The following is a 13,241-nucleotide window of genomic DNA, read 5'->3' on the forward strand; positions in this document are numbered from 1 at the left end:
GAAAGAAATGAAGAGACGTATAGCCATGGTGCTGGGAGGGGTCTTGGCGGCGGCCGCGCTGAGTGCGCCTACAGCGTCGGCGGACCCGCTGGAGGAGCGCCCGGACTTCAAAGCCCCGTACCAGTGCGACGAGAAGGGCTGGACCTATTTCTCCGAGCACGACTATGACGGAGCGATCGACATCAACTGGGGCAGCGGTGGCGCCGATCGGGGCAAGCCCGTCCTTGCCTCGGCCGATGGCACCGTACACCTCGGCGAGGGCGGCAACGCCGGGAAGTACGTGGAGCTCGACCACGGGGGAGGCTGGCAGACCCGCTACCTGCACCTGGACAGCCAGGATGTCGAGGAGGGCGCGGAGGTCAAACAGGGCCAGCAGATCGGCACCTTGGGCTCGACCGATGCCACAGTCGCGCACCTTCACTTCGACCAACGGCTCGACGGTGAGGGCGTGGACATCCACCTGGAGGGCAAGAACCTGGCGCCCTACCCGGATCAGGAGAACCGCAAGGAATTGATCAGCAGCAATTGTCGCGACGGCGGCGACCCCGGTGACCCCGAGCCCGAGGACACCACCCTCGCCTACAACGGCGACAAGAGCATCGCCAACGGCTCCGAAGCCACCCTCTCCGCCGAGCTGAGGACCGAGGAGTCGGACGAGCCGGTAAAGGGCCGGGAGGTCTCCTTCGAGCTCGGTTCCGAGGACGGTGGCGGCGCCGTGCAGACCTGTGCCGGAGAGACGGACGCCGACGGCACGGCGAGCTGCACGGTCGAGGTCGCGGACCAGAAGCTGACAGACGACGGCACCGTGCCGCTCACCGCCACCTTCGCGGGCGACGACGCGTACGTGAAGTCCACAGCCGACGCGGCCCTCAAGCTCCAGCACGTGGAGGGCCGTTCGTACGGTCTCGCCGCTGACGTTCCGCTCCCGCTGCTCCCGCTCAGCATCGACCCGACCCCGGACACCGGCACCCTCCGTACGGCCGAGGCGGAGAGCCTGGGCCCCGAGTGCGCCGAGAGCGTCAACGCGGTGGTCCTGAACGCCGACGCGCTCTGCGCCGAGGTCGCCGCGAAGGTCGGTCCGAGCGCGGTCACGTCGACCGCGACCGTCGCCGATGCGAGCATCGGCCTGCCCGGCCTCCCGGTCGTGGGCGTCTCCGGGCTCACCTCGAAGTCGACCAGCAGCTGTGAGGCGTCGACCGGCAGCGTCGAGCTGGAACTGACGGTCGCCGGCAACCCGGTCGAGATCCCCGACACCCCGGGCTTCGAGGTCGACCTCGGCCTCGCGGGCAAGCTCGTGGTCAACGAGCAGATCCCTGTGGAGGGCGCCGACAAGGGCCTCACGGTCAACGCCGTGCACCTGACGACCCTCGCGGGCGCGGATGTGGTGATCGGCTCCAGTACATCCAGCGCGCACGACTGCGCGTAGCCGCTGCGCAGCTGTACGCACTTCGTCCCGTCGCCCCGCCGAGCGGAATCTGCTCGGCGGGGCGACGGCACCGTCCCCGTCCGCGACTCCAGGACCTCCGCCGGCCCCGTCCTGAACGTTCCCGCGGACGCGTTCGCCTCAGGGTCGTTCAACGCACCGTCACAGTAAGGGGCTTGGTGACGGAGAACTTCTTGCTCTCGGCCGTCTCGGCCTTGATTCCGTCCGTGCACCGGTAGCAGCCGAACAGCTTCACCTCGGTCGTGCCCTTGTCGACGGCCGTGAACTTGTACCAGTCCTGGCGGACCGTCGACGCGTCGCCGGTGGTGTGCACGCCGGACAGGTAGTCCGTCAGGACCGACTCGTCGGGCGGGCCCGCGATCTCCCACGTGTAGCCCGGCCGGTTGTCGTAGCGGTTGGCGATCCGGAAGGTCTCGCCGGGGTGCACGGTGACGTCGCCGTCGAAGTCCCCCTCGATCGTGCGGACGTGGTCCGGCGGGAGGTCCTCGTCGGGGCGGCCGTACCGGTCCTCGGGGTCGCCGAGGACACCGCTCACCTGGGTGCCCTCCTTGACCTCGACCGGGTACGTCATCGTCCGCTTCCCGTCGACCTCCTTGAGGACGATCGTCGCCGTACCCGTCTTCAGCGCGCGGAACCTGAAGTACCGCGTGCCGCCCACCTCCTTGACGCCCCGCGCGCGCACGACGCCCTCCGCCTCCCCGGACTCGGCGAGCCGCCAGCCGTCGGCGTCGCCGCCCGGCCGTACGTGGATCGAGAAGTCGTGGTTGACGAGCACCTCGGGCCGCAGGGACTGCGAGGCGATGTCGATCTCCCCGTCGGGGCCGCGCGGCACGTTGTGGAGGGGCGGGGGGAGGGCGCAGCACACCAGGTCGTCGTCGATGAACTCCTCGTAGACGACGAACCCACCGCTGCCGAGCACCGCCAGCGCGGCCCCGGCCGCGAGCCACCGGCCCTTCGCGCTGCGTGGCAGCCTCGGCTTCGGCATCAGGGACTCCTCTGCTTTTTCAGAGCGTCCCGCAGAACGGTCGCCTCCCGCTGCCAGCCCGCCACGAAGTCGTCGTACGCCGGCGCGGCCTCCTCGCCGCCCATGGCAGCCGGAGTGCTGCACTGCTCCTGCGGCATGGTCGACTTGACCGTCCCCATCTGGTCGGCAGCGGTGTTCAGCTTCCCCGCGACGCTGCCGACATCCCCGGCACGGATTCCGTACCCCGTCCCGTCCGTCATGTCCGCCCCCTCTGTTGCCCATCGGACATTCCATGGCGTTGACATGCGTGAACACCACTTCGGTTCCCGGGAGTCGGGAACCGACGAGAGACAGGGGCGGGACGGCCCGGATCAATGCCCTCTGGAGGCGGGCCGTCCCGCCTCACAGAGGATCGGCTCAGCCTTCGCCGCCCGCCAACTCCGCCAGCACCCCCGCATGATCCGACGGCCACACCCCGTCCACCGGGCCGTGGCCCACCCGCCGGACCGACCGGACGTGGCCGAGGCCGCGCGGGCCCGGGTGGCCCACGTGGATGTAGTCGACGCGGACGGTCGGGCTGAACGTCTTGGCCACGTACGGGTTGGTCGCGTCCCAGGTCGCCGATGGCTGGGCCGGGTCGGCGTACTCCCAGGCGTCGAGGAGGATCTGGCCCGGTACCGGCGCCGCCGTCCGCACCCCGCCGAGCAGGCGCATCTCGTCGGAGTCCGGCCAGGCGTTGAAGTCGCCGGTGAGGACGGGCGGGTACGAGGAACCGGCGCGGCGTTCGGCGATGAACTCGGCGATCGCCCGCACCTGCCGGACCCGTAGCGCCGACGCCGGGACGTCCGAGTTGAGGTGCGTGGTGAAGAAGGGCACGGGCCCGCCCGGCACGTCCAGGAGCGCGTACAGGGCGGTCCGGCCGTCGTCCTGGTTCGGCGGCGCGGGCAGCCGCAGCACCGCACGGTCGAGGACCGGCCAGCGGCTGAGCACCGCGTTGCCCACGTCGACCGCGCGGTCCGGCTCCGTGTCGGGCAGCCGACTGCGCCACGGCCCGGGCAGCTCCGAGGCCGCCCACGTCCAGTGCATGCCGAGCTCGTCCGCCAGCCACCCGGCGAGGTTCCGGCCGCCCACCGCCCACACCTCCTGCAGGCCGACCACATCCGGCCGCAGCTCGCGCAGCGTCGCCAGGATCGCGCGCTGCCGCTCCTCCCACGGCCCGAACCGCCACCACAGATTCCAGGTCATGACACGGATGGCCGTCTCCTCCTCGCCTTCCGGAGGGACCGGTTCCGGCCCCCGAACAGCACCGCGGCCACCATGCCACGTCCGGGCCCGGCCGTACGGGGAGCCGCACCGGGCTCACGCCATGGACCGGCCACGGGCGGCCACGGGCGGCCGCGGGCCGACTGGTAGGGCCAACTCCCGGGCTGCTTCGAGAAGTTGACGCGTCCGCCCCATTGACGCCCCACCCGCCTGCAACTACAAAACTCTGAGAGCGCTCTCACACCTTCCACCCCCCCTCTCCCCCCACGGAGGTGTTCCATGAGCAGAAGCGTCAACAAACGCTCCGCACTCGCCGCCGGCCTCGGAGCCGTGGCCGTCATCGCCGCCCTGCTGGCGCCCGGCACCGCGTCCGGTACGACCACCAGGGACGTACCGCCCCCGCCGGACGGCTGGACCGTCCAGTGGAGCGACGACTTCGACGGCGCGGCGGGGTCGCTGCCCTCCGCCGACAACTGGCAGATCGACCTCGGCCACAACTACCCCGGAGGCCCCGCCAATTGGGGTACCGGGGAGATCCAGAGCTACACCGACTCGCCCGACAACCTCAGCCTCGACGGCCAGGGCAACCTGCGCATCACCCCGCTGCGCGACGGCTCCGGCAACTGGACCTCGGCCCGCATCGAGACCAAACGCAGCGACTTCAAGGCACCGGAGGGCGGCGTCCTCGCCATCGAGGGGCGCATCCACATGCCCGACGTGACCGGTGACGCCGCCCTCGGCTACTGGCCGGCGTTCTGGGCGCTCGGCTCCCCGTACCGAGGGAACTACCACAACTGGCCGGCCATCGGTGAGTTCGACGTGATGGAGAACGTCAACGGCCTCGACAGGGTCTGGGGTGTCCTGCACTGCGGTGTGAACCCGGGCGGCGACTGCAACGAGACCCAGGGCCTGGGCGGCAGCCGCGCCTGCCCCGGCTCGACGTGCCAGTCCGGCTTCCACACGTACCGCTTCGAGTGGGACCGCTCGGTCTCCCCGAACCAGCTGCGGTGGTCCGTCGACGGCGAGCGGTTCCACAGCCTGTCCCAGGACCGCTTCTCCGCCGAGACGTGGGCCAATATGACGGACCACGCCGGGTACTTCCTGCTCCTGAACGTCGCGATGGGCGGCGCGTTCCCGGACGGCGTCGCTGGGAAGGCCACACCGGTGGCGAGCACGGAGCCGGGCAAGCCGATGGTGGTGGACTACGTGTCCGTGTCGACCAAGCCGTAGCCGTAGCCGTAGCCGTATCCGTAGCCCAAGCAGTAGCTGGCGTCCGTGCTCTCTGCCGGTGGGGAACCCGCGCCCTCCCCGGGCCTCGCCGGCAGGGCTGGCCTTGACGTCAGGGTCAAGGGTTACGTTCGTCCGCATGCGCATCGGTGAACTCGCGGAGCGTGCCGGTACCAGTACGCGGACGCTCAGGTACTACGAGTCGCGCGGGCTGCTGCCCGCGCGGCGGGACGGCAACGGCCATCGGACGTACGACGAGGCGGATCTGCGGCTGCTGCGGCAGATCCGGACCTTGCAGGACTTCGGGTTCGGCCTGGAGGAGACCCGGCCGTTCGTGGAGTGTCTGCGGGCCGGGCACCCGCAGGGCGACTCGTGCCCGGACTCGCTTGCCGTGTACCGCCGCAAGCTCACCGAACTCGACGCGCTGATCGGGGAGTTGACCTCGGTGCGGGCGCAGGTCGGGGCGCAGCTCGCGCGGGCCGAGCAGGCTCGTGAGGCGCTCGTGGCGGAGGCGGAGGCCCCTGGCGGCCCGGCCCCGCGATGCGAGCTGACGACTACGGAGGGGACAGAGATATGACTGCGGTGGTCGAAGTGACCGATGAGGAGTTCGGCGCGGAGGTGCTCGGTGTCGCGGACCGCGCGGTGCTCGTGCAGTTCACGGCCGAGTGGTGCGGCCCGTGCCGCCAGCTCGCACCGGTCCTGGCCGAGCTGGCCGGGGAGGAGCGGGAGCGGCTGAAGGTCGTACAGCTGGATGTGGACCGCAATCCCGAGACGGCGCTCGCGTACGGCGTGATGGCGACGCCGACGCTGCTCGTGTTCCGGGACGGGGAGCCGGTGCGGTCGATGGTGGGGGCGCGGGCGAAGCGGAAGCTGGCGCAGGAGCTCGCGGAGGTACTGAACGCGTAGTGAGCGGACGAACCGCACCCGTAGTGAATTGGCCGCCCGCGTATTCCTCGGGCTATATTGGGTGTTTCTGTGTGCGCACAGAAACGGCCACCAACTTGAAGGGAATTCCCCTCCTGGAGGTGGCCAACTAGAGACACCGTAGCCCATGAGGAGTGGAATTGTCAACCGGGGATTCCGTTGAATTGCTGCGTGAAATGCAGCGCGAACAGCAATTCGTCGACCGCCTCTACGTCCGTCTCGACGAACTCCGGGCCGAGCGGGAGGAGAACGCCCGCCGTGCGTTGGCGCAGCTGGGGAACAGCAGGCAGGCCAAGCTGGAGCGGGACATCACCGCCGATGAGCAGGCCCGTAGCGCCGCCGAACTCGCCGGTGTCGAATCCGGTCTCTGTTTCGGGCGAATTGACCACGCGCGCACGGAAGGCGGTGGCGGCGGCCACCATCACATCGGGCGTATCGGTATCCGCGCCGACGACGCCGCGCGCACCCCGCTCCTGATCGACTGGCGCGCACCCGTCGCCCGCCCCTTTTATCTCGCCACCGGGCACACCCCGATGGGAATCCGGCGCCGCCGTCACCTCACCACCGAGGGGCGTACGGTCACGGAACTCCACGACGAGATCCTCGACCTCGACGACCCGACCCGCACCGGATTCGAGGGCCACAACGCCGACGAGGTGCTGCTCGCCGCCCTGAACACGGCCCGCACCGGCCGCATGGGCGACATCGTGCAGACCATCCAGGCCGAGCAGGACCGCATCATCCGCGCCCCGCACCGCGGCGTCATGGTCGTCGAGGGCGGACCCGGCACCGGCAAGACCGCCGTGGCACTGCACCGGGCCGCGTATCTCCTGTACGCGGAGCGGGAGTTGCTCGCCAAGCGGGCCGTCCTGATCGTCGGCCCGAACCCGGCGTTCCTCGGCTACATCGGCGAGGTGCTGCCCTCGCTCGGCGAGACCGGCGTGCTGCTCTCCACCATCGGCGAGCTGTACCCCGGCGTGCACGCCACCGGCACGGACACCCCGGCGGCCGCGGCCGTGAAGGGGCGCGCGGACATGGCCGGGGCGCTCGCCGCCGTCGTGCGCGACCGGCAGTCCGTGCCCGACCCGGTCCTGGAGATCGACCACGACGACTACGGCACGCTCTACCTGGAGCGCGCCATGGCCGAGGACGCCCGCGCGCGGGCCCGTACGACGCGGCTGCCGCACAACCTGGCCCGGCCGTACTTCGTGTTCGCCCTCATCGACGCTCTGACCGAGCAGCTCGTGGACCGGCTCGGCGCCGACCCGTTCGGCGGGCCCAACCTGCTCGGGCCCGACGACATGGCCCAGATCGGCAAGGAGATCGCCACCAGCTCCGAGGTGCACGCCGCGATCGACTCGCTGTGGCCGCCGCTCTCCCCGCAGGGCCTGGTCGCCGAGTTCCTTCAGGACCCGCGGGGCTACGTGCCGGACGCCGACGCCGAGGCGATCAGGCGCGCGCCGGGCGCCCCGTGGACCGAGGCCGACGTGCCGCTCCTGGACGAGGCGGCGGAGCTGCTCGGCATCGACGACTCCGCGGAGCGGGCCGCGAAGGAGGCCGAGCGGCAGCAGCAGATCGAGTACGCGCAGGGCGTCCTCGACATGTCGTACGCCTCGCGGACCTACGAGTTCGAGGACAAGGAGGAGTCCGACGAGGATGCCGCCGAGGTCCTCGCCGCGCACGACATCATCGACGCGGAGCGGATGGCGGAGCGCCAGGAGGAGGCGGACCACCGCACGGCCGCCGAGCGCGCCGCCGCCGACCGGACCTGGGCGTTCGGCCACATCATCGTGGACGAGGCGCAGGAGCTGTCCCCGATGGCCTGGCGGCTGCTGATGCGGCGCATCCCGACCCGTTCCCTGACCCTCGTCGGCGACCCGGCCCAGACCGGCTCGGAGGCCGGCGTCGGCACGTGGGCGGACATCCTCACGCCGTACGTCGAGGACCGCTGGGAGATGGTCCGGCTCGGCGTCAACTACCGCACGCCCGCCGAGATCATGGACGTCGCGGCGGACGTGCTGCGCGCCGAGTCGCCCGGGTTCGAGCCGCCGAGATCGGTGCGGTCGACGGGGGTGAGGCCGTGGGTGCGGCGCACGGACGATCTGGCCGGTGCCGTCGCCGAGGCGGTCGCGCGGGAACTGCCCGAGGAAGGGCGGCTTGCGGTGATCGCGCCGCGCGGACTGCACGCGGAGCTCGCCGAGGTGCTCGACGGGGTCATCGCGGGCGCGGCCCCCGACCTCACGCATCAGCTGGTGCTGCTCGACGCGCGGCAGTCCAAGGGCCTGGAGTTCGACAAGGTCGTGGTGGTCGAGCCGGCCGCGTTCCGCACGAGCGACCTGTACGTGGCGCTGACCCGGGCCACGCAGGGCCTGGGCGTCGTGCACAGCCGCGAACTGCCGTTCGCCGAGGACGGATTGTCAGTGGCGGTTGACTGCTCTCCTGCCTGACGGCGGGGATTCACGGCTCAGGCTGCCTCCAGGGGCAGCGCCCCTGGGGGTCTTGTGCCCTCGACACCGTCCGGGTTCAGACCAGCCCGGACCAGCATCACGCGTGCGGAGTTCTTGTCCCTGGGGGACACGGCTCCGCAGGCGGCGCAGGTATAGGTTCGTTCCGAAAGAGGGAGTGCGTGCTTGGTTCTCGCTCCGCACCGCGCGCAGTCCATGGTCGTGCGGGCGGGGTGCACGAGGCGGACATCCCGTCCGTGTTTGCGGCCCATCTCAACCAGGGCTTTCTTGGTGGCGCCGATCGCGGCATCTGCGGCTTCCCGCGCCATGGTGGTCTTGGCGAGAAACGTCGGCCGGAAGTCCTCCACCGCCACTGCATCGTGATCGGTCACGACCCGCTTGGCCCACTTGCGGGCCGTGTCCTGACGTTGCCGTGCAACTTCTTGCAGGCCTTGGCCCGCAACTTCTTCGCTTTGAGGTAGCCCTTCGAGGCAGGCATGGCCCGGGACGACAAAGGATGCCCACCAGTGCCCGATGCTGTCGCGGTACACACGCACGCTGGACGGCGGTGCGGGAAGCTCGCGTGACCACACAGGTCGCACGACCGTCCCGCCCGCCAGGTGAAGGCGCCCCTCTTTCAACCGGAACCCGCGCTTCGTGTAGTTCAGGGTTGGAGCAGACTCGCGCTTCTTCTTGAAGCGGGGGCATCCCGGTGCGCTGCCGCATCGGCAGCCGGTCCTTGACGTCCTTCAGCGCCTTGGCGCGGGACTTGCCGAAGTCGCGTATCACCTGCTGTTGAGGAACCGACGAGCCTTCGGTCAGCCACGGCGTGCTCTTGCGAGCCACCGTCAGCATCCTGTCGAGCTGGGCCGGCCCACAGGTCAGCTTCTCGCCGGTCGCTTTCGCCGCCCGATGGACGGCCATGGATTTGGCGACGCACTCGTTCCACAGCCAGCGGCACCGGCTCCACTCGGGGGAAGCACTGGCAGTTGAGACTGACTGCGTCCACCGCTACGTCGACGCCTGCTGCGCCCGCCCCCACAGAACGGAACTCGGCGTAGACGGCTATCAGCGAGCGCCCGCCAACCGCCGTACCGCCGACATCGGCACGGGCAGCCAGTCCGGCCGGTGCCGGGCCTCGTACAGGACCTCGTACACCGCCTTGTCGGTCTCGTAGGCCCGCAGCAGCACCCGCTCGGCGCGCGGGTCGTGGCCCGCGGCCTTGGCGTACCCGTCGCAGTACGCCTCACGGCAGGCCGCCGCCCAGTCGGAGGCCCGGTGGGTGTACGCGGCGTAGTCGAAGGAGCGGAGCATGCCCGCGACGTCGCGTACGGCCGGGTGCGGGCGGCGGCGTTCGGCGAGGGGGCGGGCCGGCTCGCCCTCGAAGTCGATCACGTGCCAGGCGCCGTCCGCCCCGTGCAGGCACTGCCCCAAGTGCAGGTCGCCGTGGATGCGTTGGACGGTGCGCCGGGCGTCGTCGAGGGCGCCGAGCGCGGTGTACGCGGCGGCCAGAGCGGGGGCGTACGGGCGCAGGGCGGGCACGGCGCGGGCGGTGGCGTCGAGCCGTTCCGTCATCGCGGCGGCGAGTGCCTCCGTGCGCGAACGGGCGAGCGTGGCGGTCGGCAGGGCGCGGGCGAGCGCCTGGTGGACCTCGGCGGTGGCGCGGCCGAGCGCCGCGGCCTCGCGCGTGAAGGAGGCGCCGTCGCCGAGGGCGCGCAGCGCCAGCGTCCAGCCGTCGGCGGCGCCCGCGACGAAGGGCTGGAGCAGGCCGAGGACGTACGGCTCGGCGGCGCCGCCCGGCCGCGCCCCGGCCCAGGCCACCGGGGTCGGCACGCGCGGGCAGTCCGCTCCGGCCAGGGCGCGGGACAGCTCCAGCTCGGGGTGGGTGCCGGGGGCGACGCGGCGGAACAGCTTGAGGATGTACGTATCGCCGTACACGAGGGAGGAGTTGGTCTGCTCCACGTCGAGGACGCGGGGCGCGAGGGAGTCGGGGACGGCAGGGCTGCGGGGGCGTTCGAAGTGCAGCGCGCCGAAGGCGCCGGGTGTGCGCAGCCGGTCGAGCAGCTCCCCGGCGAGCAGCGGGTCGTGCAGCGCCTCGTACACGGCGAGTCCGGCGAGCGGGCCGCCGCGGGGACGGCCGAGCAGCGCGTCCGACAGGTCCGGGGGGAGTGTTCGCCGTACGCCGAGCAGGAGTTGGTAGCAGTCCGTGTCCCGGCCGGGCTGCTGGGTGTCGACGAGGAGGTGCAGCAGACCGGGCTCGGCCGGGGGCGGCCGCAGTGCCGTCACCGAGACCGGGGCGAACCCGGTGACGGGCCGCCCTTTCCCGGCGAACCACCGCTGCCGCGGCAGCCAGTCCCGCAGCAGCGGAGCCAGCGAGTCCACGAGTTGCCGAGGCTCGGCGCCGACGGGCCGGGCCGGTGCGGTCCCTGAACGCGTCACGGTTTCCGACATGCGTAGAGGTCCCCTTCCCGCCGCCGACTCCGCGTCGCGGCCCAGGGTGGAGTTGCCCGGAATGCGTGGGGTTCAGGTGCCCGGTGGCGCCACACGAGAAACGACCACGTGCCGTGCCGGGCCCTGACCGCTCCCCACGCCTGATCCCGACGGCCCCGCCCGCCGACCTCTGACAGGCGGCCCTACCGCCGCACCGACTTCGAAACCAACCGCCCGTCCGCGAAGCACAGCCGGTACGCCGTGTCCGTGAAGGCCTCCGCCCGGTAGTACACGCACTCCTGGCCGGCAGGCACACGCTCCGGGCCGTCCGGGCCGCCGTCCATCGTGAAGGCCGGGAGGTGCCGGTCGACGTCCGAGCGGGAGTCGCCGATGTGCAGGGTGTCGTAGGTGGAGCGGTCGAGGACCGAGCGGGTCTCGGTCAGGAGCCACAGGCCGCTCGCCAGGATCGCGAGCGCGCCGAGGACCACCACCGGCGCGAGCAGCGCCTGCCGTACGCGACGGCGCACCCGCGCGCGGGCCTGCGCGAGGGCTAGGGCCGCGGCCGAGGGGTCGACGGCGCATGCGGGGCCTCCGGCGGCGGGCAGTTCGGCCGTCACCGAGAAGCGTCCCTCGGCCGCCCCGTACGTGAGGGTGCCGCCCGCGAGGCGGACCCGTTCGTCCAGGCCGACCAGGCCCGAGCCGGTCCGGGCGACTGAACTGGCAGCAGCAGAGGATGAGTTGACAGAACGCACCTGCACCAGCGGACCGACCCGTTCCACCTGCACCGTCACCTCCGCGCCCGGCGCGTGTTTCGCCGCGTTCGTCAGGCACTCCTGGACGACGCGGTGCACGGCGCGATCCGTCATCGGGGAGAGCGACGGCCCGCCGGGCTGGTCGTTCAGCGTCACCGCGAGGCCGGACTCCCGGGCCCGCTCGACGAGTTGGGCCACCGTCTCGTCGGTGGGGGAGAACGGCGGCGCGGCATCGGTGCGCAGGACGCCGATGACGTCCCGCAGCCGGGACGTCGCCGCGGCCGTCGACTCGCGCAGCTCCCGGGCCGCGGCCTGCTGCCGTTCCGGCAGGGCGGGGTCGACCTCAAGTGCCGCCGCGCGCACCGCGATCAGGGCCAGTTCGTGTCCGAGGGAGTCATGCATGTCGGCGGCGATCCGGGAGCGCTCGCGCAGCCGCTCGCGGTCGGCGATCACCTGCTGCTCGCGCTCCAACCGCGCCGCCAGCTCCCAGCCGGACCGGACGAGCTGTCCGTACTGCCGTACGCAGCGACCCGCCAGCCACGGGACGAAGACGAGCGTCGCGAGCGTGAGCAGAAGCGTCAACCAGCCCCAGAGCAGCGGCCGTTCACGCAGCAGTGTCAGGGGAAGGCCGAGCGCGCCGGTGGCCAGAAGGAGGTGGACGGCCGGCCGGGCCCGGTCCAGGCGGAGTCCGGCGAGCCAGCCGAAGGCGACCAGGGCGGGGGAGCACGGCACCAGGAACTGTTCCGGTGTCAGCCACAGCACCAGGGCGAGCACCAGGGCGAGGGCGACCAGCGGCCGGGCCCGGGAGAGGAGGACAGCCCCGCCGAGCACGGCCACGGCGAGGGCTCCGCCGAGGCCGCCGAGCGGGGGGCCGGCCAGCAGTACGGGGGCGCTGACGGACGCCCAGAGCACCAGGTCGACAAGCAGGTCGCGGGGCCGTTCTCTGCGCATGCGACCACCTTGCCCGATCGGCGGCGGCCGGGCCCCCGACGAAAGTCAGGGACAAGCAGCCGTCAGGCCGAGTCGTCCGAGTGTGCCGCCCCCGCCTCGTACGCGAGGATCGCGAGCTGGACCCGGTTCTTCAGGCCGAGTCGGTTCAGGACCGCGCTGACGTGCGCCTTCACGGTGCCCTCGACGACATGCAGACGCGCCACGATCTCGGCGTTGGACAGGCCCGCGCCAACCAGGGCGACGACCTCGCGCTCGCGGACGGTCAGCGGGGCGAGCCGGGCGCGGGCGTCGGCGGCGCGGGTGAGGCGGTCCGGGCCCAGGTGGGCGATGACGCGGCGGGCGATCTCGGGGGAGAGGCAGGCGGCGCCGTCGGCCACGGCCCGTACTCCGGCGAGGAGTTCACGCGGGTCGCCGGACTTCAGCAGGAAGCCGCTGACGCCGCAGCCGAGGGCGCGGGCGATGTACGCGTCCTCGGAGAACGTGGTGAGCATGATCAGCGCCGTGCCGGGCGCGGTGCGGCGCAGCTCCTCGGCGGCCTGGAGCCCGTCGAGCCGGGGCATGCGGATGTCGAGCAGGGCCACGTCCGGGCGGTGCCGGAGTGTGAGGTCGATGGCCTCGCGCCCGTCGGCGGCCTCGGCGACGACGTCGAGGCCGGGGTCGGCGGAGAGGATCGCGCGCACCCCGGCGCGCAGCAGGGCCTCGTCGTCGGCGAGGAGCACTTTCAGTGGCTGCGGGGCGTGCGGGGCGTGCGGGGCGCTCATGCGGTCAGCGTAGACGGGCGATACCGGACCAGGTCCGGTACCGCCCGCCGTCGTCACGTCAGGTGCGTTGCGTCAGGTGCG

10 protein-coding genes and 2 pseudogenes are annotated in these 13,241 nt (G+C 72.0%); 5 read left to right on the forward strand and 7 right to left on the reverse strand.

The features are described from left to right. Positions 1-7: 7 nt before the first annotated feature. Positions 8-1,426, forward strand: coding sequence for a choice-of-anchor P family protein (locus tag QIT00_RS01535; protein WP_282533166.1), 1,419 nt, complete (start codon positions 8-10; stop codon positions 1,424-1,426). 148 nt (positions 1,427-1,574) lie between these two features. On the opposite strand, the gene QIT00_RS01540 is transcribed toward QIT00_RS01535, so the two are convergent. From QIT00_RS01540 to QIT00_RS01550, 3 genes are all read right to left on the reverse strand, one after another. After that, a complete protein-coding gene (locus tag QIT00_RS01540; protein ID WP_282533167.1) occupies positions 1,575-2,429 on the reverse strand; it encodes a hypothetical protein in 855 nt (284 codons plus the stop codon). Then, positions 2,429-2,668, reverse strand: a complete 240-nt coding sequence (locus QIT00_RS01545) for a hypothetical protein (RefSeq protein ID WP_282533168.1) — start codon at positions 2,666-2,668, stop codon at positions 2,429-2,431. Before QIT00_RS01545 ends, QIT00_RS01540 begins: the two co-directional genes overlap by 1 nt. Positions 2,669-2,825: 157 nt before the next feature. Continuing rightward, positions 2,826-3,662, reverse strand: a complete 837-nt coding sequence (locus QIT00_RS01550) for an endonuclease/exonuclease/phosphatase family protein (RefSeq protein ID WP_282533234.1) — start codon at positions 3,660-3,662, stop codon at positions 2,826-2,828. Between the two features lie 288 nt (positions 3,663-3,950). On the opposite strand from QIT00_RS01550, the pseudogene QIT00_RS01555 reads away from it, so the two are divergent. The 4 genes and pseudogenes from QIT00_RS01555 to QIT00_RS01570 all read left to right on the forward strand — a co-directional run. After that, positions 3,951-4,895, forward strand: a pseudogene (locus QIT00_RS01555) (glycoside hydrolase family 16 protein); the annotation flags it as partial. Between the two features lie 142 nt (positions 4,896-5,037). After that, positions 5,038-5,475: a MerR family transcriptional regulator gene (locus tag QIT00_RS01560; protein WP_282533169.1), complete on the forward strand. Its 438-nt coding sequence runs from the start codon at positions 5,038-5,040 to the stop codon at positions 5,473-5,475. Then, positions 5,472-5,804, forward strand: coding sequence for a thioredoxin (trxA, locus tag QIT00_RS01565; protein ID WP_282533170.1), 333 nt, complete (start codon positions 5,472-5,474; stop codon positions 5,802-5,804). The genes QIT00_RS01560 and trxA overlap by 4 nt, the downstream gene beginning before the upstream one ends. Before the next feature lie 194 nt (positions 5,805-5,998). After that, entirely contained in the window at positions 5,999-8,269 is a 2,271-nt protein-coding gene (locus QIT00_RS01570) for a HelD family protein (RefSeq protein WP_282533171.1), read from the forward strand. 17 nt (positions 8,270-8,286) lie between these two features. On the opposite strand, the pseudogene QIT00_RS01575 reads toward QIT00_RS01570, so the two are convergent. From QIT00_RS01575 to QIT00_RS01590, 4 genes and pseudogenes are all read right to left on the reverse strand, one after another. Continuing rightward, positions 8,287-9,190, reverse strand: a pseudogene (locus tag QIT00_RS01575) (RNA-guided endonuclease InsQ/TnpB family protein). A gap of 144 nt (positions 9,191-9,334) precedes the next feature. Further along, positions 9,335-10,717 (reverse strand): maltokinase N-terminal cap-like domain-containing protein, encoded by a 1,383-nt coding sequence (locus tag QIT00_RS01580; protein ID WP_282533172.1) that lies wholly within the window; start codon positions 10,715-10,717, stop codon positions 9,335-9,337. 182 nt (positions 10,718-10,899) lie between these two features. Further along, entirely contained in the window at positions 10,900-12,399 is a 1,500-nt protein-coding gene (locus QIT00_RS01585) for a sensor histidine kinase (RefSeq protein WP_282533173.1), read from the reverse strand. 62 nt (positions 12,400-12,461) lie between these two features. Then, positions 12,462-13,160 (reverse strand): response regulator transcription factor, encoded by a 699-nt coding sequence (locus QIT00_RS01590; protein ID WP_282533174.1) that lies wholly within the window; start codon positions 13,158-13,160, stop codon positions 12,462-12,464. Positions 13,161-13,241 lie beyond the last annotated feature (81 nt).

The organism is Streptomyces luteolus (assembly GCF_029968015.1).
In the GTDB taxonomy this organism is placed as follows: domain Bacteria; phylum Actinomycetota; class Actinomycetes; order Streptomycetales; family Streptomycetaceae; genus Streptomyces; species Streptomyces luteolus.